Here is a 25,858-nt window from a genome sequence, read left to right on the forward strand (position 1 = left end):
TTAATGTGCTAATGTCCCTTCGAAAGTCACCCCTTCACCCGAAGAATAGTTCTCCGTAACAGTCAGGAGTACCTTGTTATCCTCAAACCGGAGCGTAAGCCCAAGAGCGCTTATCCAGTTGACATAATGTACTTTCAGCCGCAAAGCATCAGATGACGTCCACGCATAACTGCCTGCCACTTGGAAAGGGCCTTCTATACCCTTAAAACGCCCCTTTGCGGCAACCGAATACGGAGGATAGCCATCACTTGCCGCCTTCAGCCATTGCTTATAGCCAAACGGAAGACTGCAAGTGCTTCCGTCTTTATCCACCACGGTCATCACCACTTCTTTCTGCTTGAATTGCAATTCGATGGATTGCCATCCGTATTTGTTCTCTCCGAGCAGGATTCGCTTGCCCGCGTATTTCTGCGAAAGGGAGGAAGCCGCCTTTCCCTGCACCAACGGCAGTTGACAAGAACTCTGCTTCTTCTGCAGGCGCCTGTAGTCCTTGCCGGGCACTAATGCCTGCTCCCCGGCCTCCGGCAGCAAGCGGTTCCAGACCAGACGCCGCTGTCGACGGCCATCTATCAACGTACATTCGGTAATGACCACTACCATATCCTTATCCGGAACGATTAGAATGTATTGTCCCAAAGCCCCGTCAGCGCGTACAGCACCCGGATATTCGCAAAGCCACATCTGATAGCCATAATCTCCTATCTGCCTGGTCATCATCTGCTCCACCCAGGAAGCCGGGAGCAGCTGCTTGCCTCCCCAAATCCCCCGATTCAGCAACAGCAATCCGAATTTAGCCAACGACTCGCTCTGGATATGCAACCCCCATCCACCGGTATTGACGCCTTCGGGGCTTATCTCCCACGCAACATCCGTGATATGCATCGGGGTGAAGAGCTTCTGTTTGAGATAATCCAGCAAGGTCATGCCCGTCACCTTCTGTACAATGGCAGAAAGCATGTAACTGCAAATCGAATCATATTCAAACTTCTTGCCCGGAGTCTTCACCGGTTTGGCAAGGAAGGCACGTATCCAGTCGGGAGTGAGGTTGCGCATATTCCAGTCGGGAGTGATGCCCGATGTCATGGTAAGCAGGTCGCGGACAGTCATGTCTGCCAGATTAGCGGAAACCGAATCCGGAAGAAGCTCCGGGAAAAAGGCACCGACGCGGTCTGTCAAGCGCAAGCGGTTGTCCGCAATGGCAAGCCCCACGGCAGCCCCGACAAAGGTTTTGGAACAGGAATACATGGTATGGCGATATTCCGGCGCGAACGGAGCCGGATAGATTTCTCCGATGACCTTGCCGTGACGCAGCACCACCACGCTGTGGATATCTGTTTCCGGCAATGCCATCAGGGAATCAAACAAGGCAGTGACAGCCTTGGAAGGGACTCCTTCTGCCTCGGGTGTGGAACGTGGCAACTCATTGACTTGCGCATGAACTGCCAACGCTCCCAGCAAGCCGAGAAACGAGAAGAAGAAACGTACTCCATCTTTCATAATTATCCAAGATATTTGTTCTACATGCGCTGCAAATGTACGGCATTCGGGCACGAAAGACAAATAACTTGATGATTTTGTCGGGGAACTATTTTTAGACAGAAGAACAAAAGAACATATTTTGCTTTATTTCTTTTGTTCTTCTGTCTAAAACATCTTCTATTCTTCTGTCCGAATCATCAGAAGAAATACACCGTCGCTTCTTCTCCCTTGTTCAAGTCCAGCGAGAATGCCGGTTTCTTGTAAGTACGCGTGCGTCCTCCTATCTTCACCTCGGCACGGACAGCACCTGCGGGCATCTTTACTGTGAATTTACCCGGAACAAGAGCGGTAACAACAGCCCTCGTTGCCCGTCCATCCTTCCAGTCCAAGTCCATGGAAGCGCCGCCACGCACGCGCATTCCACGGAAGTTGCCGGTAGTCCAGCTGTCCGGCAGGGCAGGAAGCAGATGGATGAAGCCCTCATGGCTTTGCAACAGCATTTCGCCGACTCCCGCCGCACCACCGTAGTTGCCATCGATCTGGAAAGGCGGATGCGAACAGAACAAATTAGGGAAAGTACCGCTACCATGACCTCCCGTCGCAGCATTGACAGCAGGATGCAGCAAACTCTTGAAGAGTTTCCAGGCACGGTTTCCGTCGCCCAGACGAGCCCAGAAGTTTATCTTCCAAGCACGACTCCAACCGGTACCCCCGTCTCCACGACGGTTCAAGGTCATCCGGCAGGCTTCGGCAAGCTCGGGGGTAGCGTCCGGCGAAATCTGGTTTCCCGGATGCAGACCGTAGAGATGGGAAACATGGCGGTGGTGCACATCCACTTCTTTATAATCTTCCAGCCATTCCTGCAAGTATCCGTCCTTACCGATCTGCATGGGTGGGAATTTCTTCAAGTCTGCCTCAAGCTTCGCCACATAATCCGCATCACACTCCAGCAGGCGGGCGGCGGCAATGACATTTGTATAAAGCTCGGTGAGCAGTTGCACATCCATAGTAGGCCCCATACAGATGCTGACAGGAGTCACGCTGTCACCCGGCACATAAAAACTGTTTTCCGGAGAAGAAGTGGGGGCAGTTACCAGCCAGCCATGCGAAGGCTCCTGCACAGTGGTAGAACTAAAGAACCGGGCAGCACCTTTCAATACGGGATAGATACGGCGCAGATAATCCTTATCCTGCGTATACAGATAGTGCTCCCACAAATGGGCACACAGCCAGGCACCACCGGTATTGGTGGCTCCCCAAGAGGGATGTTCACCGGGAGCAGTATAATTCCACACATTGGTCATCATGTGAAGCACCCAGCCATCTGCCTCATCGCCATAGAAGGTACGCGCACTTGCCTCTCCCGAAGGGACAAGACGCTCCATCAGCGTTGTCAACGGTTGACAGAGTTCGGAAAGCCCGGCTTGCTCCAAGGGCCAGTGATTCATCTGGATATTGATGTTCGTATGATAATCTCCGTTCCAGGGAGTCGAGACTCCCTTCGCCCAGAGTCCTTGCAGATTGGGCGGCAGACTGCCGGGGCGGGTACTGCTGATGAGCAGATAGCGTCCGTAGTTATAATACAGAGCAGCCAATGCCGGCGACTCCTGCCGTGTGAAGCGGAGGATGCGCTCATTCGTCGGAAGCGTATCATCCGCCGTGGCAGGAAGCGTCAAGGAAACACGGTCGTAAAGGGAACGGTGGGCAGCAACATGGCTGGATAATTGAGAATGGAATATGGAGGAGGAAGAATTAGCCGAAGCGGTGAAAGGACGGAGCAGGCTGTCGCAGACTTCTGCATAGCGCTCGCCCGGGAAGTCGGTACCGGCAGCGGCATAGGAGGTAGCAGCAGAAAGTATCAGCCAGGCTTCCTGCCCGTTCTTCAAGCGGATGCCGTTTTCCGGGCAGACAGACGATTCACCACCGTTCTGCACAAGTTGCATGGCCACGCGGTATTTCATACCGCCCAAACCGGGCTTGCCGCTCTCCAGCATGCCGTCCATCACAAGGGTGTTCCCTTGGACAGTCACCGAACCATGTTCCGCACGGCTCAAGCGGGCGGAGAAGTTCAGAGCCCCCTCACGTCCGGCAACCAGATGAATCAGCATGACATCACGGTCACGGGAAACGAAATACTCACGACGGTAATCGACATCTTCCAGCCTGAAAGCCGTGTATGCCACCGCATCGCGTAAGTTAAGCCAACGGCGATAGTTGTTTAATGGAGAATTGAGAATGGACAATGAAGAATTATAGGTAAAGTCTATATCCAAATCACCCAGTACCTGATAGGTTCCATATCTCCCGTCAGTCTCCTGTTTCTTCGGAACGAAACTGCTGTACATCAACTCCTGCGCTTCGCGGTTCTTTCCCTCAAACAACAGTTGTCGGATGGCAGGCAGACTCTTCGAGGCATCCGGATTGCTATAATCCGCCTCCATTCCGCTCCATAATGATATTTCATTCAACACAATGTGCTCACTGAGAATTCCCCCGTCAGGCATCATACCCAAGCGCCCGTTGCCCAAAGGAAGAGTTTCCTCCCAGATAGTGGCAGGCGACGTATAGTATAACTGATGATTACAACTGTCGGCAGGTGCATCGGCTGCACGAAGCAGCAACGGGGCTGCAAGCAAAAATAAAGTGGCAAATATTTTCATAAGGCTATTTCATTTCAAACGGAACCACACCACGGACATCGGCAGACGAAGCGCAAACGTATGCCTTGAACTTGCCCGGTTCGTATTTCCAAGTTGCGGAAATCTCATCGTAGTACTTCAAATCATCCGGAGTAAGGGTGAAAGTCACGTTCTTCTCCTCACCCGGTGCCAAAGCAATCTTCGCAAAACGTTTCAACTCCTTTACAGGACGGAGTACACTACATTTGTCATCGCCTACATATAGCTGTACAATCTCTTTTCCGGCAACGCTACCCGTATTCTTCACGGCAACTGTCACCGTCAGGGTACCGTCGGCAGTCATGGTCTTGGCAGAAAGCACCGGTTTGCCATATGTAAAGGTAGTATAGCTCAAACCATGACCAAAGGGAAAGAGGGCCGGAGTCTTCTTGGTGTCGTGCCAACGATAGCCCACCAAAATATCTTCCTTATATTCCTGCTTGATGCTGTCGCCCGGATAACTGAGTTCATCAAAAGCATGTGCACCGCAATCAGTCAACTTGGCAGGGAAAGAGAAGGGCAACTTTCCACTTGGATTCACCGCACCACTCAGGATGTCAGCCAAAGACTTGCCACCCATGGAGCCTAAATACCAGCCTTGCACAATGGCAGGAACCCGGGATACCCACGGCATTTCCACCGCATTACCACTGAGAAGCACCAGAACCAAGTTCTTGTTTACCCCCAGCAAAGCTTCAACCAGTTCGTCCTGCCCGAAAGGCAAGCCGTATTCCAGACGGTCGCCACCCTCACAATCTTGGAAGTGGTTCTTGTTCAATCCGCCTACCAGCACCACCAAGTCTGCCTTTCTCGCCATTTCCACGGCCTCTACGCGAAGCGAGTCTACCACATTCTGCGAAATTTCATCTGCACGACCGTACATCGGACGACCGGCGGCATAGCCTTTCGCATAGGTTACCTTATCGCCATAAGCGGCACGCAAGCCATCCAGCGGAGATACCATATCCTTCACTTTCAGCTCGGAAGAGCCTCCTCCCTGATTCAGCAAGCGTACGGCATTATCGCCCACCACCAGGATATTCTGATACTTGGCTGCATCAATCGGCAGCAATGGAGCGCCTTTCTTTATCACCGGAGCATTCTTCAACAGCACAATGCCCTCATTGCCTATCTCGCGAGCAGCAGCATAATGCTCTTCCGTAGCTACCGAACCGTAGGGCTTCTGACGGTTCATCGCCGTACGGAATATCAGGCGAAGAATGCGGGAAGCCTTGTCGTCTATCGTAGACATCGGTACTTTGCCATCCTTCAACATGCGGAGGTAAGGGTTGGCAAGGTAATAATCATTATAGGTAAATGCACTTTCGGATGTCAAACCGTTGGTGTAAGACCCCATTTCAATATCCAGACCGTTGACGGCAGCCTCATAGGTGTCGTGTGCACCGCCCCAGTCGGTAACGACACAGCCGTCGAACTTCCAGTCGTCTTTCAGAATCTTGTTTAACGCAAAATCATTATGGCAGGCGTGCTGGCCGCGAATCTTATTATAAGCACCCATAATGCTCCAGACACCTCCCTCTTCTACAGCAGCCTTAAATGCCGGCAGATAGATTTCATATAAAGCACGGTCGCTAAGATTCACATCAATATGTCCGCGCCATAGTTCCTGGTTGTTCAGCGCATAGTGCTTGACACAAGCTGCCACTCCGTTCTTCTGCAATTCCTGGATGTAAGGTACGCACATCACACTGGCCAGATAAGGGTCCTCGCCCATATATTCAAAATTACGCCCGTTCATCGGAGTACGGTAGATATTGACGCCGGGACCCAGCAACACATCCTTTTCACGATAGCGCGCTTCCTCACCGATGACCTTGCCATACTTGGCAGACATGTCCGGATTCCAGGTAGCGGCCAGACAAGTCAAGGCCGGGAAAGCGGTAATGCTGTCATTGGTCCAGTTGGCATATCCCCAGTCGTTCCAGTTGATTTCGGCACGGACACCGTGAGGGCCGTCGCTCATCCAAAGCTCGGGAATGCCGAGCCGCGGAACACCCGCACTGCTGAATTTACTCTGCGCATGGCAAAGGGCTACCTTCTCTTCCAGCGTCATCCGGCTGAGTGCATCCTTTACACGTGCTTCAATAGGTTGTGCATCGTCCATATAGACCGGTGTTTGTGCAGACACGGTGCTGATGGAGCATGCCAATAATAGGGTTACAAAAAATTTATTCTTCATATCTTAATTGGTTAATATGGTAATGTGTTAATTGGCTACACTGTGCTCATACTATGCCATCGTGCCGCAAGTCATTGGCATATTGGCACATCAAATTATCATTTAACTTTAATCGTTGTCGTCGCCTTTTTCAGTCCATCAGCCGTAGCCGTCACCTTGACACCACCCGGTTCACCGTTGTTCTGCACTACTACCAGGCACTTTCCGTAGAAAGCCTTGCGATGATTGTCTTTGAACTTCTCCATAGAAACGGGGCTTCCGTTGTCCACTCCGGCAATGAAGCCGACACCTTCTACTGCAAAGGTCACATCGTTTTCGGCATTCGGACACAAATTCCCATCTTTATCCAAGATTTCGACGGTAATGAAACTCAAGTCTTTACCATCTGCCTGAATGGTGCTGCGGTCAGGAGTGAGACAAATCTGCGCAGGTTCGCCCGCTGTCCGAATCTCCTGCTCGGCCACGGTCTTTCCTTCCTTGCGGGAAACAGCCTTTACCGTACCCGGTTCATACTTCACGCGCCACATGACGTGGAAATCGTCTTTTCCCTTGCTACGCACCCCCTGCGACTTTCCATTCACGAAAAGCTCCACTTCGTCGGCATTATTATAATATGCCCACAAATCGATATCCTGTCCCTCTGTCCAGTTCCAATGCGGGAAGAGGTGCAACAGCACCTTGTCCGGACGCCAGTCGGACTGATACATGTAGTAAACATCCTTCGGGAAGCCAGCCAAGTCGATAATGCCAAAGTAAGAGCTGCGTGCCGGCCAACCGTAAGGAGTAGGCTCACCGATATAATCGAAACCCGTCCAGACGTATTGTCCGCTGATAAAGTCGTTGTTCTTCACATGACGCATAGTACCTTCGTGACGGTTGCCCCAAGGAACATGACAGTTATCGTAGGAGGAACAAGAGAACGAGGCATCATAGAAAGGCTTGTCCCAACGTTCGGGCCAGATGAACATCGAATCACTCGGCATCCGGTAATAACCGCGTGTCATCAGGCCGGAAACACTTTCCGTCACGATGAACGGCTTGCCGGGGAAGTTCTCGGGAACACCTGCAAACCAGTCGTCGTGGTAGTTGAAGCCGATAATATCGAGCGCCCCGGAACGGAACAGATGATTGTTCGGGTTCGGCTCGTTGCAACCTGCCGTCACGGGGCGTGTGGCATCGAGCTCCCTCACCATATCCGCCAGTTTTTTTGTCAGCAATGAGTTGACGGACATTTCTCCGTCCTTTGCCAGCATATCCGCACTATGACCGAAGTTCAAGACCAGGTTGGCCTCTTCCAGGCTTAAGGTGTCGGCTTTGGCATCCGTCCACTGCTCCAGCACTTCGTTGCCGATGCTCCACATGAAGATGGAAGGATGATTGCGGTCACGCACGATAAGGTCAGTCAAATCGCGTTCGTGCCATTCGTTGAAATAGCGCGAATAGTCGTGGCGGGTCTTTTTCTTGCGCCACATATCAAATGTCTCGTCCATCACGATGAAGCCCATACGGTCGCAAAGGTCGAGCAGCTCCGGTGCAGGAGGGTTATGGGAACAACGGATTCCGTTGCAACCCATTTCTTTCAGAATCTCCAACTGGCGCTTGATGGCGCGCGTATTCACCGCAGCTCCCAGACAACCCAGATCATGATGCATGCAGACACCGTTTATCTTCACTTGTTTACCATTCAGGATAAATCCTTTTTGTGCATCGAAGCGGAAAGTACGGATGCCGGTAGGAGTATAATAACGGTCGAGCACTTCGCCGGTCTGCTTATCCTTGAGAATGCTTTCCACCTTATACATGTAGGGCGTATCAATACTCCAGAGACGGGGATTCTTCAAACGTATCTCCTGCTCCACTTCCGCCGGAGCAAGGGGCGTCAACTGAGCTTCCGACACAGCCTCACCCACCACATTGCCGTTGGCATCCACTAACCGGGATTGCAGGACGACATCAGCCAAAGGAATAATTTCCGAATCGAATACAACATATGTACCGTCGGCCTGCTGCACGGAATCTTCCGTCTGTGTCTCTACATCGTACTGTAAACTGGTGCGTATCTTCAACCGGGCACTGTTCTTCGACACTTCTTCTGCCGTCACGTAGGTACCCCACTGTGCCACATGCACCGGATTCAGTTTCGTCAACCACACATTACGGTAGATGCCGCAACCGGAATACCAACGTGAATTGGGTTGTTCGGCGTTGTCTACACGGACAGCCAACACATTCTCTTCTCCCCACCTGATATAGGGAGTCAGGTCATAACTAAACGAGATGTACCCGTAAGGACGTGTTCCCAATTCATGTCCATTGATATAAACGGTGGAATTCATATAGACACCATCGAAATCTATGCGATAGCACTTACCCTCATCGGCCTTATCGGCAGTAAAAGTCTTGCGATACCAACCTATACCACCGGGCAGTGCACCTCCACCCGTCCCCGAAGGATTGTCTTTACTGAATTCTCCTTCGATGGCCCAATCGTGGGGCAAGTTCAGTTTCCGCCAGTCGGCGTCATTATAATCCGGACGGGATGCCGCCGTATCGTCTCCCAAGCGGAAGGCCCAGCCGGCAGTAAAATCCAAGCTGCGGTCATCACCGGCTACCTCTTTAGGAGCATTGCAACCGGCCAGCAGGAACAGCCCGATGGCCAAAGACAATATGATTCTATTCATGGTAATAAATATCTAAAAAATTATCGGGTGCCTATTCCTCTCTCACAGCTATTCGGAAGCAGGGAAGTGGCCGGCACCGAGAAACAACAAGACCGGCACCGGGAGGTTTTCTCTCTCTGGCACCGTCGTCTATCATTCCGATTATAATTTTACGGTCTGTGCATTTCCGTCATACTTCACCGTTGTGCCTTTCGCCTTCAAATCGAACGGTTGCGGCTGGTCTTTGCTTACCTTCACTACATTGAAAGTACGTTCCTTCAGCATGCCGGGGAATTCACCCGTACGGTCGCCGATAACCAATGTGCCCTCAGCATCGTTATAGGCAAACGGTATAGTGGCATATTGTCCCTTCTCGTAGTTATAGTTCACACCTTCATCCTCGTAGAGCGTAAATGCGCCGTCCTTGCCCGTATAAACATAGAGTGTGATTTCCGAAGCCGGTTTTTCGTCACTATATTGCATGTCCGGACCATAAGGTACAATAGCACCTTCGCAGACGTAAAGCGGAATACGTTCATAAGGGGCATCCACTGTCAGCTTCCGGCCACCGTCCACATACTTGCCGGAATAGAAGTCATACCAACCGCAGCTTGCCGGAAAATAAACCTCGCGGCTACGTGCACCGTATTCGTAAACCGGAGCCACCATCAAGGCAGAACCGAACATGAACTGGTCGCCTATGTTGTTGACGTTTGCATCGGCCGTGAAGTCCATTACGAGCGGACGCATGATGGTATAATCATCGAAGTAAGTCATACCTGCCAAAGAATAGATATACGGCATCATGTTGTAACGCAGCTTCGTATAGTAAACGATGGAGTTGTAGCACGGATGTCCAGCCGGAGCGATATTCCAAACCTCACGGTACGGATACTGGCCGTGTGCACGGAACAACGGGCAGAAAGCACCGAACTGATACCAACGGGTATTCAACTCTCTCCATTCCTTATAATCAGCATTTTCACGTCCGGTCTTGTTGAATTCCAATTGGCCAGCCACATAACGGTTCTCTACACAGAATCCACCGATGTCCATAGTCCAATAGGGAATACCGCTGACAGCAAAGTTCAGGCCGGCAGAGATTTGCGCTTTCATATCTTCCCAGCGAGTAGCGATGTCACCACTCCAGGTGGCGGTAGAATAGCGTTGCAAGCCTGCAAAGCCGGAACGTGTCAACAAAAAGACGCGCTTGTCCGGTTCCACGCCACGCTGTCCGTCATAGATAGCCTCGGCATTCATCAGTGCGTATGCATTGAAAAACTTGGCAGAAGGGCCGAGTGCCGTCGGACCGCAAAGGTCCTTGCGGTACTGCAAGTCCGTACAGTCACGTATATTCGGTTCGCTGGCATCCATCCACCACGCGTCAACACCCAAAGGATAGTAGTGGTCCTGCATCTGTTTCCAGAAAAGCTTACGTGCATCGGAATCATAAGCATCATAGAAAGAACCCAGATAGCCGGGACCTACCCAGTCTTTGATGCTGTCTTTAATAGCCTGCTGGTACATCCAGCCTTTTTCGTCAAATTCCTTGAAGTGTTCCGTCGTAACATAGAACTTGGGCCATACGGAAATCATCAGACGTCCGTTCATGGCATGAATAGAGTCGACCATTCCCTTCGGGTCGGGGAAACGTTCGAGGTCGAACTCATGACTTCCCCAAGAATCCTGCTTCCAATGCAGCCAGTCGATTACGATATTGTCGATAGGAATCTGACGTTCACGGAATTCCTTCAGGGTGGAGAGAACCTCCTCACGCGTATTATACTTCTCACGGCTCTGCCAGTAACCCATCGCCCATTTCGGCATAATCTGAGACTTCCCTGTCAATGTGCGGTAGCCGCTAATCACATCGTCCATATCATCACCATAAACGAAATAGTAGTCTATCACAGACTGCATTTCACCCCACCAGGAGAGTTTGTTCTGTTCTTCATCAGCCACCGGACTTAATGCACGCAGACCGCAGTAAGAGATACCGGCATCGGGCTTCCACTCTATCTTCAGCGGAACGCGGTGGCCCGCTTCCAGATTGACGGCAAACTTGTAGCTGTTAGGATTCCAAGCCGTACGCCAACGTTCGGGAACCACCAACTCATTATCAATATATACTTTCATATAGCCTGCATAGTAAAGTATGAAACGGAACAAACCGCTTTCTGCCGGTTCTATTTCTCCCTCATAAATTACGTCAGCCCCTCCGAACGGGAACTCCGCAGGCAAATTAACCACTTTGTTCAGATGGGCAGCACGGTCCAGATGCTCAAAATAAAGGGAATCCTCACGACGTACAAGGGTTTCTACATCTTTCTTACCCGGAATATATGTACCGGTCAAAGCACCTTCCTTGCCATCTTTATCATAAAGTTTGAAGACATCACCCAGCTGTGAGTAGTCACGCGGGTCACCGAAACGGCAGAGCGAATAGCTGTCCCAAAGCACACCGTAGTTCTTATTAGACACGATGAAGGGTACAGATACCTTTGTATTATATTGGAACAATTCCTCATTCTTAGCTTTATAATTGAACTCATCCGCCTGGTGCTGGCCCAAGCCATAGAAAGCCTCATCATTGCCTGCCGACTGGAATACCTGACGTACTGTATATCCTTTCGTACCTTCCACTTCCACCGGATTAAAAGTCCGTCCGTCAGAGTCTTCAGCCAGAATCTGCTTGCCGTCGGCATCTGTGAAGCGTACCTCACCCGTTGTCTTGGATACGATGGCACATAATTCCGATGTCTTGACAGTCACTTCATCGCCCTGCTCTTCGACCTTAAAGTCAGTCTTATTCTGTTGAGGGATAACAATGAGGCTCTGTTCCTTCGAAAATTCCTTCTCAGGAGTAGCCGATACGTGAATGAGCTTCTCGCCCATCACTTCCAATCTTACTTTACGTACATCCGTCGGTTGCTGTTGCTTGATTTCCACAACAACACCGTTCCCGGTTTTCTGGAATCCGCCTCCGGAACATGCGGTGAGCATCCATCCGGCAAGCAAATAAACTGAAGTGTCTTTCAATTTCATATTATTGTTTTTAAAGTGAATTTTCTCCGATGTAAAAATAAAAAGTCTCCTTCAAAAACGAGTCCTCCCGATGTTGAAACAAAAGGGTACTTTTGATTCTCCTAAAAGAGAATATGTTTCTGTAAGGGGTATCTTTTGTTATTTACCCTCTCTTTCCTGATAAACAGAGGGCAAAACACCGAATTCATCCTTAAAATATTTGCTGAAATACTTGGGGTTGTTAAAGCCTAACTGATACGCTATCTCCGATACATTTTGCTGACTCTCGCGCAGCATCTGCGCAGCTCTTTTCAGACGGATGACACGGATAAATTCAATGGGTGTCTTACCGGTTATCTGCAGGAGTTTTTTGTAAAGATGCACCCGGCTCATGCCCAATTCCCGGCTCAACTCTTCTACGGACAAATCACATCGGCCGATGTTTACCTCCACATATTTGATGGCATTTTCCACCAGTTTTTCATCCAACGAAGTAATGGCTATTTCACTTGGTTCGGGGTCGATGAGCGACTTTGCCTTGCGCTTCTTGCTCAAGTCAATCAGCTTGCGCATACGCAGAATAAGGATTTCCACATTGAAAGGTTTCGTCACATAATCATCCGCACCGATGGTCAACCCCTCCACTTTATCTTCCACAGCCTGCCGTGCAGTGAGCAATATCATCGGAATGTTGCTCGTGCGTTTATCAGTCTTTACCCAGCGACACAGTTCATTCCCATCCATCTCGGGCATCATTACGTCGCTGACAATAATATCCGGCATCAGCTCCGGTATCTTCTGCCAAGCCTCCCGCCCATTGGAAGCCGACTGCATACGAAAATACAAGCTCAGACTATCTTTCATGAAGGCAACCAAATCTTCATTGTCATCCACAATCAGGGCCAACGGCTTTTCTTTTTCATCTTCATTGTCCTCCTCCATATCGTCCGGCAGATTATCCGGAAGCGGTTCTTCTTCCATGCCCGGCAAAAGTTCCTCATGCTCTTCCACCTCTTCTGCAAGCGGTGCAAGCTTGGAAGAACTTACATGCACATGTTTAACCGGAAGCTCAACCAAGAACACACTGCCGGACCCCACATTGTCAACAACGCGCACCGTGCCCTCATGCAGCGTCACAAAGTCGCGTACCAGACTCAAGCCAATACCACTACCCGTTGACTGGAGTTCCGGTTCTTCCTGCTCCACCTGATAGAAACGTTCAAAAATTCGCTCCTTGTCTTCATCCCTAATACCAACACCGGTATCCGATACCTTTATCAGCAATCTTCCGGACATCTCCTTCGACATTTCCAATGCCACATCCACACGTCCCCCGTCCGGGGTAAATTTGAAGGCATTGGATAGAAGATTCATCACAACTTTACCAATTTTATCCTCGTCGAATGACATATTCAGCGACTCCATGGCCGAAAAGAATGTCAGATGTACATGTTTCTTCTCGGAAAGCATCAGGAAAGAAGTACAGATGCTGTGCACATACGCCACAATATCCCCCTCGGACAAAGTGAGATGCAATCCTGCCATCTCATTCTTACGGAAATCGAGCAACTGGTTGACCAGATTCAACAAACGCTGCGCATTGCGGTACATCAGTTGTAGCTTGCCATGCAGTTTTTCGTCCGTAATCTCCTTCATCATACTTTCCATCGGCGATATAATCAGCGTAAGCGGTGTACGCAAGTCATGGCTGACATTCGTGAAAAAGCGGAATTTCATCTGGCTCAACTCCTCCCTCTTCTTCGCATCTTCCTCTATCTGGCGGATTTTAAACCTATTACGTTCCCTTCGTTGTACGGCATAAAGTGAAAAGAAGATGACTCCTACAACCAGAAGAGCATAAACGATATATGCCCACGGAGTCATCCAGAAAGGAGGAAGAATGACAATCTTCAGAGAAGCCTCTTCAGTGCCCGCATATCCGTCACTGTTTGTAGCCTTCACTCTTAATGTATAAGTTCCCGGCGCCAAACTGGTATAGGTGACGCGATGCATATCGGACATACTCGTCAGCCAGTCTCCATTGAATCCTTCCAGTTTATAGAAATATTGTGTCTTTTCGGGCAGCACGAAATTGTCCGAAGCAAACAGTACCGTAAAAACATTCTGCTTATAATCCAGAACAACCTCCCTACTCTGATTCAAAGCCTCCTTCAAGATGACACGTCCTGCATATTCCTCGCCCACCTTCACGTTTTCATTGAACAACTGGAAACCGGTAAACATAATCTTAGGCAACGTGCGGTTATACTTTATGTTGCCCGGCTGGAAGCGATTCAGTCCATACAGTCCTCCCACTACAATCTCGCCCGTATGCAGTCGTTTGAGGGAACGCTGGTTGAAGTCACAACTCTGCAAACCGTCCTTGTCATTATAGATATAGCAACGGAACACGGGCTGCTCCGTCTTGCTGTCAACGGACAACACCACGTTTATCAGTTCTCCTCCGGTGCTAATCCATATACTTTTGTTTTCATCTTCCGTAATACCTAATATCAATAGTTTGGAGAAACTGGGCTTGATAGGCACTTCGTACAATTCATCCCGTTTGCTGTCATATACATTCAAGCCTTCACGCGTGGCTATCCATAGCAAGCCACGACTATCCTCGTAAACTTGATTTATGTTTTGGTTGGAAAGCCTCGTCTTACCCGACTTTGTACCTGCAAAATTTGTAATCTCGCCGGTCTTCAAGTCCATGAAAGCCATCCCTGCCGAAGTACCGATAATCAGATTATTGTCACAGCTGATGCAGAGGGATGAGATATAATCCGACACAAGGTTTGAATTGCCAGTAGAATAGGTGGTAAATATTCCCGTCTGAGGATTCAAGCATTGTAATCCTCCCCCCAACGTACCAATCCAGATATTTTTATCCGCATCTTCTACCAATGCCCATACATTGTCGTATGCCAGTGAGTTGCTGTCTCCCTTACGGGACCGGTAATGGATAAAGCGATTCCCGTCATAGCAATTCAGTCCGCCCCAAAAAGTACCTGCCCACACTCTACCGCTACTGTCCCGAAGAAGGCAGACTATGACATCACTCGAGATAGAACGAGAATCTGCCGTATGCGAAAAAAACATACGTTCATCTGTCACACTATTCCAGCGAATCAACCCGCGGTCGTTTGTCCCCACCCATACGATATCACCGCCTCCGTCCTCCACACAATTGATGTCGCCTACATCGGCAATGCCGAACTTGAAGACACTTTCATTATAGAAAGAGACGCCCTTCTTGTAGGTTCCCACCCACATCGTACCGGCCTCATCTTCATAAAGAGCCGTTATTGTATTGTTGGACAGAGTACGCCCGTTATTAGGATCATTCGCCAGACGGATTTTCCTTCCCGCCGGTTCTATCAATTCAACGCCATCCTGATCCTTGCCTATCCATATACATCCGTATTTATCCTGTGCCACTGCACGTACAGTATTGTAGGTGTCCGTTCGGGGAGAACGCTGTTCCCAAACCTTCTGAGAAAGGTTATAAATCCACATCCCCTCCACACTGAATATCCATGCTCGCCCACTATGGTCGACAAACAAATCAAAGGTAGCATTCTTTACTTCCCTGCAATCTTCGGCAATACCCAGATTGGTCCACTTGATATTTTGCTTTTCCTCATCTATACAAGCCAAGATACCGTTACTCAGAACCAGCAGGATTCCTTCGCCGCATTCTTTCATGTCGGACACTTCGGCTTTCGCAAGCAGTTCAGCCCCCCCCTTCACTGCTACGGCATTTTTCTGTCCCTCTCTATAGCTGTAAACACCTTTACCATTAATATAGATCCAGAAAGTCTTTTCCTTATCAATATAGACAAGTGAAGGATTTCCGGTCAGACCGACATTCCACATCCAAGCTTCCACATTACGATTGAAAACATCGGAAGCCGAACTGTAAATGGCATACCCGCCTCCTGTACGTATCCACAAATTACCGGACGCATCTTCTTGTATATCCTCGACATAACTATCGGGAAGAGATTTCTCATCATCCTTCTGGCTGCGATAAATCCTTATATCATAACCATCATATCGGTTCAATCCCGAAGCTGTACCAAACCACATGAATCCGTTTGAGTCTTTATAAATGGCATTAACCTGATTATTGGAAAGTCCGTCTTTCACTTCCAAATGTTTAAACATGTAGTTGTGTGAAGCAGCAGAGAAACATACTATCCAAACCCACAAGAGCAGTAGTTGCAGTCTTTTCATACTATCAGAGCTAAGGGAAGTTATTTTTATTGCAAATGAAGTGAAAAACGAACAGAAAAGCAAGGAAAGACAAGGATTTTTAAAGAAGGAGAAGCATATCCCTCGCGGACATACTTCTCCATAACCAATCAAAAAAAACTATATCAACAATCCTTGTAACCTATAAAACCTATTTATATGATACTTTTGAAAACTGTCTTTTATTCTATCCACCACTCAATCAGTAAGGGTATTTACCGGCTGCGGCTCCCTTCATGATGCCCTCAATGGCATAAGCCTCCTTCGCCGTACCCGTACCACGGTTCATGTCACCGCCGGTTTCCCAATAGAAGGGGACACAACCGTGGTTTTTCGCCTCTCGGGTGACTACCTCATTCCAATAGGCGCGGCTCTTGTTGTGCATTTCCTGGTCAATGTCGGGATAGGCAAGTTCGGAAGTACCCTCTATCTTGTCTTCTTTTGTCCGCTTCATGGCGCTGTACTCGCCTACAATCACAGGAATTCCCTTATCTGCATAGGCCGTCTTCATCTTCTGGAATTGCTGCTTCACATAATCTTCTTCATAACCGGTGGCATTATGAATGGAGCCGGACACATGATTGTCCTTACCCCAATAAAGGAATACCTTACCCCAGGTTTCGTCATGGTTCATCATGGTGAACTGATAGGGATCATAGAAGTGGACTTCCACCATCAGACGGTCGGGTACTTCGTCCTTGGGCATCGTGTAGTCGTTCACCGTCTTGTCGATATTGGTATAAGGACCTTGCACAATCAGGCAACGGCTCGCATTATTCCCTCCGGTGGCACGCACGACATCAATAAAGGTCTGTTCATATTTCAGAATGGCATCTATGGCCGATGTCCCAACGTTCCCCTGATCTTGCTGTCCGGGTTCATTACATCCGGCAAAGAGCAGATGCTCGTCATAAGCATTCAGTTTATTGGCAATCTGTGTCCAGATAGCTTTCTGCTTGGCATCTATTTCGCTGCTGTAACCATAAATGATACTCTCTTCGAGCCAACCGCCATCCCAATGGATATTGACAATGGCATACATATCATTGGCTACACAGTAACCCACCACTTCGCTAACCCGGTCGAGCCATGCAGCATCTATCTCATAGGTCGATGGATTCACAATGTAATAATCCCACGCACAAGGGATGCGTACCGCATTAAATCCCAATGCCTTCAGCCCCTTGATATATGCCTCGCTCACTTTAGGATTTCCCCATAACGTTTCGCTCGCTATCTTGTTCTTGTTATCACAAGCTTCCAGCGTGTTGCCGATATTGATACCTGCATACATCTTGGAGGCAAGTGTCCTGGCGTCGCTTCCCATATTGCCGACCTCGCCCGCAGCCTGTTTTATGGTCACAGTCTCCGTCAGGCTACCCAAAGTAAAAGTGATATGGCCATCGCGCGCTCCCAGAGGATTGGGAGAGACGGCAAACTTGAAAATCTTGCTTTCCATGGCACGGGTATTGACCGCCTTTATCCAAGAAACATCGGAAACGGCTTGTACGTCGCCATTGGTTTCTACTACCACAGATACATCTCCTCCCGCAGCAGGCAGGTCGAAAGAAGTAGAGTTGGATATGATTAGTCCGTCCGCAGCCGTCTGCCTCACAGTGAAGCTCCCTACTTCGCTGCCTCCAGCTTTCACCGTTACCCTGGCTTCACGGTCGCTCGTGTCCGTATTGGCTTCTGCCGCAACGGTATACTTCAGAATACTGCTCGAAGCAGAGCTTTCGGCCGTAACCTTGCACCACTCCGGTGCACTGCTGGTAACTTCCAATGCAACGTTTGACTTGATGTTCAGTGTACTTGTTCCTTTGGTCTTGGAGAAAGTCATTCCATCCGTCAGAATGTTCGCAGGAATCGTTATTTCCGGAGTCATAGTATCATCATTGCCGGAACATGCGGCAACGAATGAAGAGAAAAGCAGTGCCGACAGCACCAGGCAAGTTTGGAATTTTCCAATGATATTCTTCATCATGTCTTTACGTATTAAAATAATGGCTAAATCAGTGAAAGCAAAAGTAGCGGAAAAGGCGAAAAACACACCGATGCCATGTTATCTGCAACGGTATCATTTGTTTCCGAATAGGGTTCAAAAGTAATCATTGAATGACATCGGGTACATCCGGCTTGTTTGAACCGAAAGAATACTTTATTTTTGTGTATAAACATTTCCTTCAACTACCCTAATTCATATATCTGATAAACTATTTAAAATACAATGCATTTATGAGAAAGATGATGTTACTTTTAGGACTGGCGCTCACCCTGTCCTGCTTTTCACAAAACCGGCAAGGTTATCAAAATCCCGTTATTCCCGGTTTCCATCCTGACCCGAGTGTCTGCCGCGCAGGAGATGACTTTTATCTGGTCAACAGTAGTTTCCAATATTTTCCGGGCGTACCGTTGTTCCACAGCAAAGACCTCATCAACTGGGAACAAATCGGACACTGCCTGACGCGCCCCTCACAACTGCCGCTTCACGACGCCGGCCCGTGGGGAGGAATCTATGCACCCACCATCCGCTACAACGACGGCACCTTCTACATGATTACCACCAACGTGTCCGACAAAGGCAACTTCCTTGTACACACTACCGACCCGCGTGGCGAATGGTCAGAACCCGTATGGCTCAAGCAAGGCGGCATAGACCCGTCCCTCTATTTTGAAGACGGCAAGTGTTACCTTGTCAGCAATCCGGGCGTAGGTATCTATCTGTGCGAAATCAACCCCAAAACCGGCGAACAACTCAACGAGTCCAAACGCATCTGGAACGGTACGGGTGGACGGCACCCTGAAGGGCCGCACATTTACAAGAAAGACGACTGGTATTATCTGCTGATTTCAGAAGGTGGCACAGAATACGGACACAAAGTGACGATTGCCCGCAGCCACTATATAGACGGTCCGTATGACAGCAATCCTGCAAACCCCATCCTAACCCACATCAATAAGAACGCCCAAGACAGCCCGATACAAGGAACCGGTCATGCCGACTTGGTGCAAGCCCCCGACGGCTCGTGGTGGATGGTCTGCCTTGCTTTCCGTCCTCAATGTGGCACACACCATTTGCTGGGACGCGAAACGTTCCTCGCCCCCGTGCGCTGGGACAAGAATGCCTGGCCAGTGGTGAACGGAGACGGAAGCATCGCCTTGAAGATGGATGTCCCCACCCTGCCACAACAGCCTTTCGCCAAGAAGCCAGTACGCACCGAATTCAAGAACAAGGAATTAGGTTCAGAATGGGTTTATCTTCGGAACTACCATCCGGAGAACTACACCTTTGCTTCCGGCAATCTTCACCTGAAAGCAACCCCTATCGGCCTGAACGACTGGAAAGGCAGTCCCACCTTCGTATGCCGCCGCCAAGAACATATTGATTTTACAGCCACTACTTCCATGCAACTGAAAAAAGCCATCGCCGGCGACGAGGCCGGTCTGACAGTCTACATGTTCGAATCATCCCACTACGACCTATTCGTCAAACAGTTGGAAAACGGGAAACAAGCAGTATCGCTACGTTACCAATTGGGCGAACTGACTCATACGGAAAAGGAAATCATTCTCTCCCAAGGGAAAGTACAACTCCGCGTAAGAGGCAACAATGAACTCTATATGTTCGAGTATGCCACAGACGGCAAGACATTCAAGGAACTAGGCCGGATGAATACACGCTATATCAGCACAGAAACAGCCGGCGGCTTCACGGGAATCATGTTAGGACTATATGCCACCGCCAGTTCCGACGCTTCAAAAGCGTATGTAGATTTCGAATATTTCGACTACGAAAAGAAATAATCTTTCTATCCATAGCCAATAACAGACCATCCAAACGTAAACAAGCTAATCGCAAAGCCGTCAATCCATTAACAGTCTTTGCAATTAGCTTGTTTATAAGCTTATAGAATCAGGGCCCAGATTCTCACCAATTATTTTATCAAATGGCAATTCAAATACATAAGCGCATTCACAAGTTTTTTGCCAACAATTCCTATCAAACCGCGTACTATTCACCGTGGTCTTTTACTTAAAAATCAAATGAGGCTGAGTACCTCAAAATATATTTTGAACTCAGCCCCATCCAAACACTCTATAATTATTCTATTTAGCTTTAAATACCCAGGTGTTCTGCCAGCCGTCTCCTTGACGGGGCAATGTCATCTCCGCTTCTGTAAGCTTGGTGATTACATAATAACTTCCGGCAGCACCGCGCGTCCGCATAAACCGACAGCCAATAGGTGAATGGTTCAAGGAGCAATGGGAGAAACTAAGGCAAGGTTTGCAACAAACGGTGGAAGAACCAAGAAAAAGCAGGGGATTTAAATTGTAATTGTTAAATTAATCAAACTACGTAAAGAGGAGTAATCAAATATCTCTTTGATAGCTCCTTTTTCGTGTTTTATATACTATATTTGCTTTATGTTTAATCTATTGTTATACAATTAGTATGAAAATTATAAATAGACTTACAGTCATTCTCATTACCTTCTTGTTCGGGTATAATTCTGTTTATTCACAAACACAAGCAGATGTAAAAATGGGAGAAATCCTGAACAGCGGCGATTTATTCCAATTAAGAAAAGAATACCCGAATTTGAAAGACTCAGTAAGCGTAAAAATGCTTAATTTCGTAGCGGATGCGCAGTTGGGTATCGGATTCAACAAATTGGAAAATGCTGCTATTGCCCTTGATAGCCTATTATTACATCATCAAAATGAAATGGGAGCTGAAACCTCAATAGGAATGGCAGCTTTACAAGGTATGAATCTTTTGAATTTGGGTATGTACGAACAAGCCGGAAAAATTGGAGAAGATTTGATTAACGCACTTAAACAATCTGCACCGTTTGAAGCTCTTTATAGTTTTGTTTTTATAGAAAAAGTAGGCAAAGCACTTGCCAATCTACAAAAGCCTTATCTTGAACGCCCCAATCGAGATGTTACGGTACCGATGAGTGCGGAAACAGTAGGAAGAGGGAAACATATTTATATACCAGTGGAAGTAAACGGAATAACGAAGAACTATATTTTTGATACGGGTTGTTCGTTTGGTAATTTCGTTTCAGAAAAGTATGCGAAAGAAACAAATTTGAAGATTGTAGCAGATTCGATTCCCGTATCAGGAATGGAGATTGGTTTTGTAAAGCTTGCTACGGCAGATTCTATAAAAATAGGAGAACTGGTATATCATAACCCTGTTTTTATGGTCGCACCTCCTGACAATGAAGTGGACTCGGTATTTGCATTTGACGGAGTACTTGGCTACCATTTTATCAGAGATGCAAAAGAAATAATCATAGACAATGAAGCTGGACAGTTTGTCTTTCCGCACAAACCGTCAGACGGAGAATCGAATATGTATCTGTCGTCAAACACTCCCCAAGTGAGAATCAGTTATAATGGACAACCTTTCGATTTGATTTTTGATACCGGAAATGTAAAATCTGATTTGGGAAACAAGTTCACAAAAACATTCCCCGATGCCATAGACGGACTCGCAGAAAAGATTACTTCCCGTGGAGGTTTTGGCGGAATATCACAGACAAAAGTTGTGGTATTGCCCGAATTCCATTTCGAAGTGGCTGGTTCCACTGTAACATTGCATGACACGGAAGTCATAAAAAATACGGAATCCAGCAGCCAGTTGTTTTCCGGTTCTTTAGGTGCAGACTTCGTACTGTCATTCAAGCGGCTTGTGATAAACTATCAGAACATGTTTATATGTGGAGAATAATATTAGCCACGATAAATATTTATTGAATGAATATAGGATATTATAGTCAAATATAGTATCCTATTTTTTTTGCCTCTCAATAAACAAACACCCAACTTTACATTCTTGGGTGTAAGATTGGGCATTTTTTATAAGTCATTGGCTTTCAATGTCTGTTGCCGAGAGTTAAGTTCTCACGCCTCTAAAACATAAAACTGAGCCCTTTCTTCTGAGAAGAACTGAACCTTTCAATCTCCAAAGAAAGGATTTCTTCAACTGCCCTGCCATAAAGTCTAAGAAAGGCTGATTGGCTCCTTCACTTTGGCATTTACGCCAAGAAAGAATTATTCTTCCCTATCCTCTTTGAATATATTGGTGGAGAAAAGGATAGCAAATTGGATTTAGCCCATAAACAACGGAGCTGTTCTGCCGTTGCCATAAGTGCATAAAAAAACAATAACCCTGAAGTTTGCTTGTTCAGCAGGGACAACAGGGTCTTACGCTTGCAAATATAGGCATTATTTTCTATATTTGCAAGAGAAGTCTTGTTTTTAAACTTATACCAAATGAAATATGACGAATGTTTGCAGGTACTATCCCCTGCAAGATTAAATAAATACGCACAAGCAAGCGGCAATGAAAAAGCCAAGACCTTGCGTCTATACCAATACAACATCAAGTTGAGCCAACGTTTTTATGGGGTTATCAGTATGTTTGAGATAATGCTACGCAATGCCATAAACGCTCACTACAAACAATATTTCAATGATGATAATTGGATAATCAACCAAGCAAGACCCAATGGATTACTTGAACAGGAAGCTTCCGAAATAGTACGCATACAACGCACTTATACAAATATGGGAGTGTACAACAACGATAAGATGGTAGCTTCCTTTACATTTGGTTTCTGGACTTATCTGTTTACAAGACGCAATTACCGCATGGGAGGAAAAACACTTCTTCAAATATTCCCCAACAAAGCGCATGGTTTAAAGCAAACAGACATCTACAACCAACTGACTGCCATCCGTGAATTTCGTAACCGAATAGCACATCATGAACCTATCTGCTTCAACGCTACACGTGCGATAGATACAAAATATGCTAAAGAGCATTATGAGTTAATACGAACCTATATAGAATATATGGGATTTGATTCGGATTCTGTATTGCGAATGGTAGAAAAGCCCGATTCTATACTAAAAGTAATAGATGGCATGAAGTAAATGCCCCATCTTTGGTGGAATACATAAGGATGATTGGGAACAATTTGGGAACATCTCCGATAAAAAGAAAAAGCTAAGTATTGAATTATTAATTACTTAGCTTTTATCTTCGTACCCCTAAGCGTTCTTTTCTCGAACCAATTCTTACATGATTTGGATTTGATTTGGGAACTGCGAGAGTTCATACCGTTATGAAAGTCAAGCCTCAATATTGGAGGTAGAATATTTAATGAAAATAGGCAAGTACAGTAAATAATATATTAGATTCAAAATGAGTTTGTATTTACTTCTTATCTAGTTAATAAATAGAAGATAACACCGTAACTCGGCTCTCAGAATACCCCTTTTTAGTAGGTATGATTGATTAAAACAAACGGGGCTATGAATGAAATTTTCTGGTCCAGATATATTTTTCTATGAAATCAACCTACTATTCTTTACATTCCTACTTCATTTTACTATTTATCTAATATAAAATCAATTAGTATGGATAATATAGGAAAAAGAATGCATCGCAATCTTGGTGATGATACCAAAGCAAAAATCAGTCAATCATTAAGAGGTAGAAGTAAGTCAGCTTCGCATATCCAAGCAATATCACAAGGTATGACTAATTACTGGAAGACTATACCAGTCAAACCAGATGATAACCTAAGTGATAAAACAGAAAAAGAGGGGCAATAACCCCTCTCTTTTCATAATCCTTTGAAATATTCCATTATCAAAGGGGGAAATTGCAGCCTACAGAGTACATTTCCCACAAGAATAAAAGAATAACTTTAATTTTTTAATGAAATCGCAATATGAAAAGAAACGATTAATCACTTCTGATAGAATTAAAATTAAATCCAACTATAAATATCTTCTTGCTACAAAAGTGAAGTTTAATGAAATGTTTCATTCACGTAGTGGAGAAAGAATAGGTATATTTTACAGTTCAAAAGATGATATAAATATATCTTACAACCTTTATATAGCTGTCAGTTATGTAAAACAAACCTTAACTCTTGAATTTTCCAGTAAGATTTTGAAAGAAAAATATCCAGACTTAATTTCAAGAGATACAATTAAAGAATGTCTAACCAATATAAACCAACTAAATATTTGTGAGATTGACGTAGATAGTATCTTATTAAATGGGGCAATTACATCAGTAGATGTAACTTATGACGCAAACCTTATTCTAAGTGATAATCTTCTGGACGTTCTTAATTCGCAAGTAAACAACTATAGACGCTTCAAGTGGGCACATTACGATAAAGAGGGCATCACTTTTACAAAAGATGTGAAATCCAAAGATTGTACGGAGACAATCACCTTATATAATAAAGAAAAAGAAATATATACCAGCCACAATAAAGACTTTTTGAATAGCCTATCACAACCACAAGCAGTAATGGACTATTTCAAAGGAAAAACTCGATTTGAAATCACATTAGACACGCCTAAAAAGATAATGAAGTATCTGAATTTGACCGATACCAAAATATTCAGTGTACTAAATTCCAATACAAACCCTATCCTTGCTCAATTTGACAAGGTTTTCGGTAATTCTACAGCCAATATGCCAGACACAACTTTTGATGATTACGAAAATTGGGCAATGAAAATCATTCTCGAAAGGTACAACGGTGACTTAAAACTACTGGAGCAGGATGTTAGAAGTAAATTCAGTTCACGCAGCGGAGCAACAAAACGAATGAAAAAGTTTGAAACGGTTTATCATGCAATGACATCAGCCTCAACTAGCGAAAACCCTATTGAAAAGATACGTAATCTGTTACTTTGATGAGGCTTGTGTATCAAAACAAAAAGTGTATCAATATAATCTATCAAAAGACCTATTGATACACTTTTTTTGTGTCAGTTTAATCTAAAAGATTATTCTGTGGCAATTTTACTTATAGCCTCATTTGCCAATCTCAAAAAACGTTGCACTTCCTCTGTATCTCGACCTTCTTCAATGTACATATCTGCTTTTGTTCTAATAATATTTTCATATTCACCAAAACTCATTTTTTTTTGTTGAACCTCTTTATAATATTCTACGATTTCTTTGGCATCTTTCTCTGGGGTCGAAATTGTAATTTCTTTTTTCTTATCGTTGCAACCACATATCAACATAAGACAAAACAATAATATTCCGATATATTTATTCATAATTACATTGTTTTTATCAATTTATTTTTGCAAATTAATTGGTTATAAAAGTCAATCCAAAGACAACGTACCCTACTGTTTCATCTGTTCCGTCTTGATAACGAAATTCATATTTTCTATATTGTATAGGAAATACTCCTATTTCCTGAAATATATAATACTCTGCTTCTGCAAATGTTATTCCATGTTTTTCTGCATATTTTCTTGCAAAATCTCTTTTATCTAGTCCTATTATGGATAATACACTAGAAGCTGCATAAATAATCATACATAAATAGAAAAACATTTTTAAACAAGAGGCATTATTAGATATAACTTCTGTTTCAGCAATAGTATCATCAATCTCTCTATCTCCATTTTCTAACAATGAAGAAATATCTTTAATAAGGTCTTCTCACTACTGTCCCATTAAAATCTGAAAAAGTTCTTTGAAATTATTGAAATATAGT

14 protein-coding genes and 1 pseudogene are annotated in these 25,858 nt (G+C 46.1%); 5 read left to right on the forward strand and 10 right to left on the reverse strand.

What is annotated here, in order from left to right; translation table 11 throughout:
- From bas-suc to E5355_RS13920, 7 genes are all read right to left on the reverse strand, one after another.
- The gene (bas-suc, locus tag E5355_RS13890) at positions 1–1,497 is read right to left on the reverse strand and encodes a 3-succinylated cholic acid synthase (RefSeq protein WP_136010840.1); all 1,497 of its coding nucleotides are present in this window, start codon (positions 1,495–1,497) and stop codon (positions 1–3) included.
- A gap of 179 nt (positions 1,498–1,676) precedes the next feature.
- On the reverse strand, positions 1,677–4,139 hold the full coding sequence (locus E5355_RS13895; RefSeq protein WP_136010841.1) for a glycosyl hydrolase family 95 catalytic domain-containing protein: 2,463 nt from the start codon (positions 4,137–4,139) through the stop codon (positions 1,677–1,679).
- Between the two features lie 4 nt (positions 4,140–4,143).
- Positions 4,144–6,357 (reverse strand): glycoside hydrolase family 3 C-terminal domain-containing protein, encoded by a 2,214-nt coding sequence (locus tag E5355_RS13900; RefSeq protein WP_136010842.1) that lies wholly within the window; start codon positions 6,355–6,357, stop codon positions 4,144–4,146.
- A 98-nt stretch (positions 6,358–6,455) separates the two neighbouring features.
- Positions 6,456–9,038, reverse strand: a complete 2,583-nt coding sequence (locus E5355_RS13905) for a glycoside hydrolase family 2 TIM barrel-domain containing protein (protein WP_136010843.1) — start codon at positions 9,036–9,038, stop codon at positions 6,456–6,458.
- Positions 9,039–9,179: 141 nt separating this feature from the next.
- Positions 9,180–12,062: a TIM-barrel domain-containing protein gene (locus E5355_RS13910; RefSeq protein WP_136010844.1), complete on the reverse strand. Its 2,883-nt coding sequence runs from the start codon at positions 12,060–12,062 to the stop codon at positions 9,180–9,182.
- Between the two features lie 138 nt (positions 12,063–12,200).
- Positions 12,201–16,283, reverse strand: a complete 4,083-nt coding sequence (locus E5355_RS13915) for a hybrid sensor histidine kinase/response regulator transcription factor (RefSeq protein ID WP_210434531.1) — start codon at positions 16,281–16,283, stop codon at positions 12,201–12,203.
- Between the two features lie 220 nt (positions 16,284–16,503).
- Positions 16,504–18,285, reverse strand: a complete 1,782-nt coding sequence (locus E5355_RS13920) for a cellulase family glycosylhydrolase (RefSeq protein ID WP_136010845.1) — start codon at positions 18,283–18,285, stop codon at positions 16,504–16,506.
- Between the two features lie 251 nt (positions 18,286–18,536).
- On the opposite strand from E5355_RS13920, the gene E5355_RS13925 reads away from it, so the two are divergent.
- Both E5355_RS13925 and E5355_RS13930 read left to right on the forward strand, forming a co-directional pair.
- Positions 18,537–20,105 (forward strand): glycoside hydrolase family 43 protein, encoded by a 1,569-nt coding sequence (locus E5355_RS13925; RefSeq protein WP_136010846.1) that lies wholly within the window; start codon positions 18,537–18,539, stop codon positions 20,103–20,105.
- Positions 20,106–20,754: 649 nt separating this feature from the next.
- Complete coding sequence (locus tag E5355_RS13930; RefSeq protein WP_136010847.1) at positions 20,755–22,041, forward strand: retropepsin-like aspartic protease; 1,287 nt, start codon at positions 20,755–20,757, stop codon at positions 22,039–22,041.
- Between the two features lie 181 nt (positions 22,042–22,222).
- Here the strand turns inward: E5355_RS13930 and E5355_RS19955 are convergent.
- Positions 22,223–22,457: pseudogene (locus tag E5355_RS19955) on the reverse strand (cell filamentation protein Fic); the annotation flags it as partial.
- Positions 22,458–22,586: 129 nt separating this feature from the next.
- On the opposite strand from E5355_RS19955, the gene E5355_RS13940 reads away from it, so the two are divergent.
- The 3 genes from E5355_RS13940 (at position 22,587) to E5355_RS13950 (ending at position 25,038) form a co-directional block, all read left to right on the forward strand.
- Positions 22,587–23,249: an Abi family protein gene (locus E5355_RS13940; protein WP_136010848.1), complete on the forward strand. Its 663-nt coding sequence runs from the start codon at positions 22,587–22,589 to the stop codon at positions 23,247–23,249.
- A gap of 486 nt (positions 23,250–23,735) precedes the next feature.
- On the forward strand, positions 23,736–23,933 hold the full coding sequence (locus E5355_RS13945; RefSeq protein ID WP_136010849.1) for a hypothetical protein: 198 nt from the start codon (positions 23,736–23,738) through the stop codon (positions 23,931–23,933).
- Positions 23,934–24,039: 106 nt separating this feature from the next.
- A complete protein-coding gene (locus E5355_RS13950) occupies positions 24,040–25,038 on the forward strand; it encodes a hypothetical protein (RefSeq protein WP_136010850.1) in 999 nt (332 codons plus the stop codon).
- 92 nt (positions 25,039–25,130) lie between these two features.
- On the opposite strand, the gene E5355_RS13955 is transcribed toward E5355_RS13950, so the two are convergent.
- Positions 25,131–25,409: a hypothetical protein gene (locus E5355_RS13955; RefSeq protein WP_136010851.1), complete on the reverse strand. Its 279-nt coding sequence runs from the start codon at positions 25,407–25,409 to the stop codon at positions 25,131–25,133.
- Between the two features lie 34 nt (positions 25,410–25,443).
- A complete protein-coding gene (locus E5355_RS13960) occupies positions 25,444–25,776 on the reverse strand; it encodes a hypothetical protein (RefSeq protein WP_136010852.1) in 333 nt (110 codons plus the stop codon).
- Between the last annotated feature and the right edge of the window lie 82 nt (positions 25,777–25,858).

This window comes from Bacteroides muris (ex Afrizal et al. 2022), from assembly GCF_004793475.1.
Classification (GTDB): domain Bacteria; phylum Bacteroidota; class Bacteroidia; order Bacteroidales; family Bacteroidaceae; genus Bacteroides; species Bacteroides muris.

What these genes read in the sequence shown, in the direction of transcription:
- bas-suc (WP_136010840.1), bottom strand. Translation starts at nt 1,497, where the DNA reads ATGAAAGATGGAGTACGTTTCTTCTTCTCGTTTCTCGGCTTGCTGGGA.
- E5355_RS13895 (WP_136010841.1), bottom strand. Translation starts at nt 4,139, where the DNA reads ATGAAAATATTTGCCACTTTATTTTTGCTTGCAGCCCCGTTGCTGCTT.
- E5355_RS13900 (WP_136010842.1), bottom strand. Translation starts at nt 6,357, where the DNA reads ATGAAGAATAAATTTTTTGTAACCCTATTATTGGCATGCTCCATCAGC.
- E5355_RS13905 (WP_136010843.1), bottom strand. Translation starts at nt 9,038, where the DNA reads ATGAATAGAATCATATTGTCTTTGGCCATCGGGCTGTTCCTGCTGGCC.
- E5355_RS13910 (WP_136010844.1), bottom strand. Translation starts at nt 12,062, where the DNA reads ATGAAATTGAAAGACACTTCAGTTTATTTGCTTGCCGGATGGATGCTC.
- E5355_RS13915 (WP_210434531.1), bottom strand. Translation starts at nt 16,283, where the DNA reads ATGAAAAGACTGCAACTACTGCTCTTGTGGGTTTGGATAGTATGTTTC.
- E5355_RS13920 (WP_136010845.1), bottom strand. Translation starts at nt 18,285, where the DNA reads ATGATGAAGAATATCATTGGAAAATTCCAAACTTGCCTGGTGCTGTCG.
- E5355_RS13925 (WP_136010846.1), top strand. Translation starts at nt 18,537, where the DNA reads ATGAGAAAGATGATGTTACTTTTAGGACTGGCGCTCACCCTGTCCTGC.
- E5355_RS13930 (WP_136010847.1), top strand. Translation starts at nt 20,755, where the DNA reads ATGAAAATTATAAATAGACTTACAGTCATTCTCATTACCTTCTTGTTC.
- E5355_RS13940 (WP_136010848.1), top strand. Translation starts at nt 22,587, where the DNA reads ATGAAATATGACGAATGTTTGCAGGTACTATCCCCTGCAAGATTAAAT.
- E5355_RS13945 (WP_136010849.1), top strand. Translation starts at nt 23,736, where the DNA reads ATGGATAATATAGGAAAAAGAATGCATCGCAATCTTGGTGATGATACC.
- E5355_RS13950 (WP_136010850.1), top strand. Translation starts at nt 24,040, where the DNA reads ATGAAATCGCAATATGAAAAGAAACGATTAATCACTTCTGATAGAATT.
- E5355_RS13955 (WP_136010851.1), bottom strand. Translation starts at nt 25,409, where the DNA reads ATGAATAAATATATCGGAATATTATTGTTTTGTCTTATGTTGATATGT.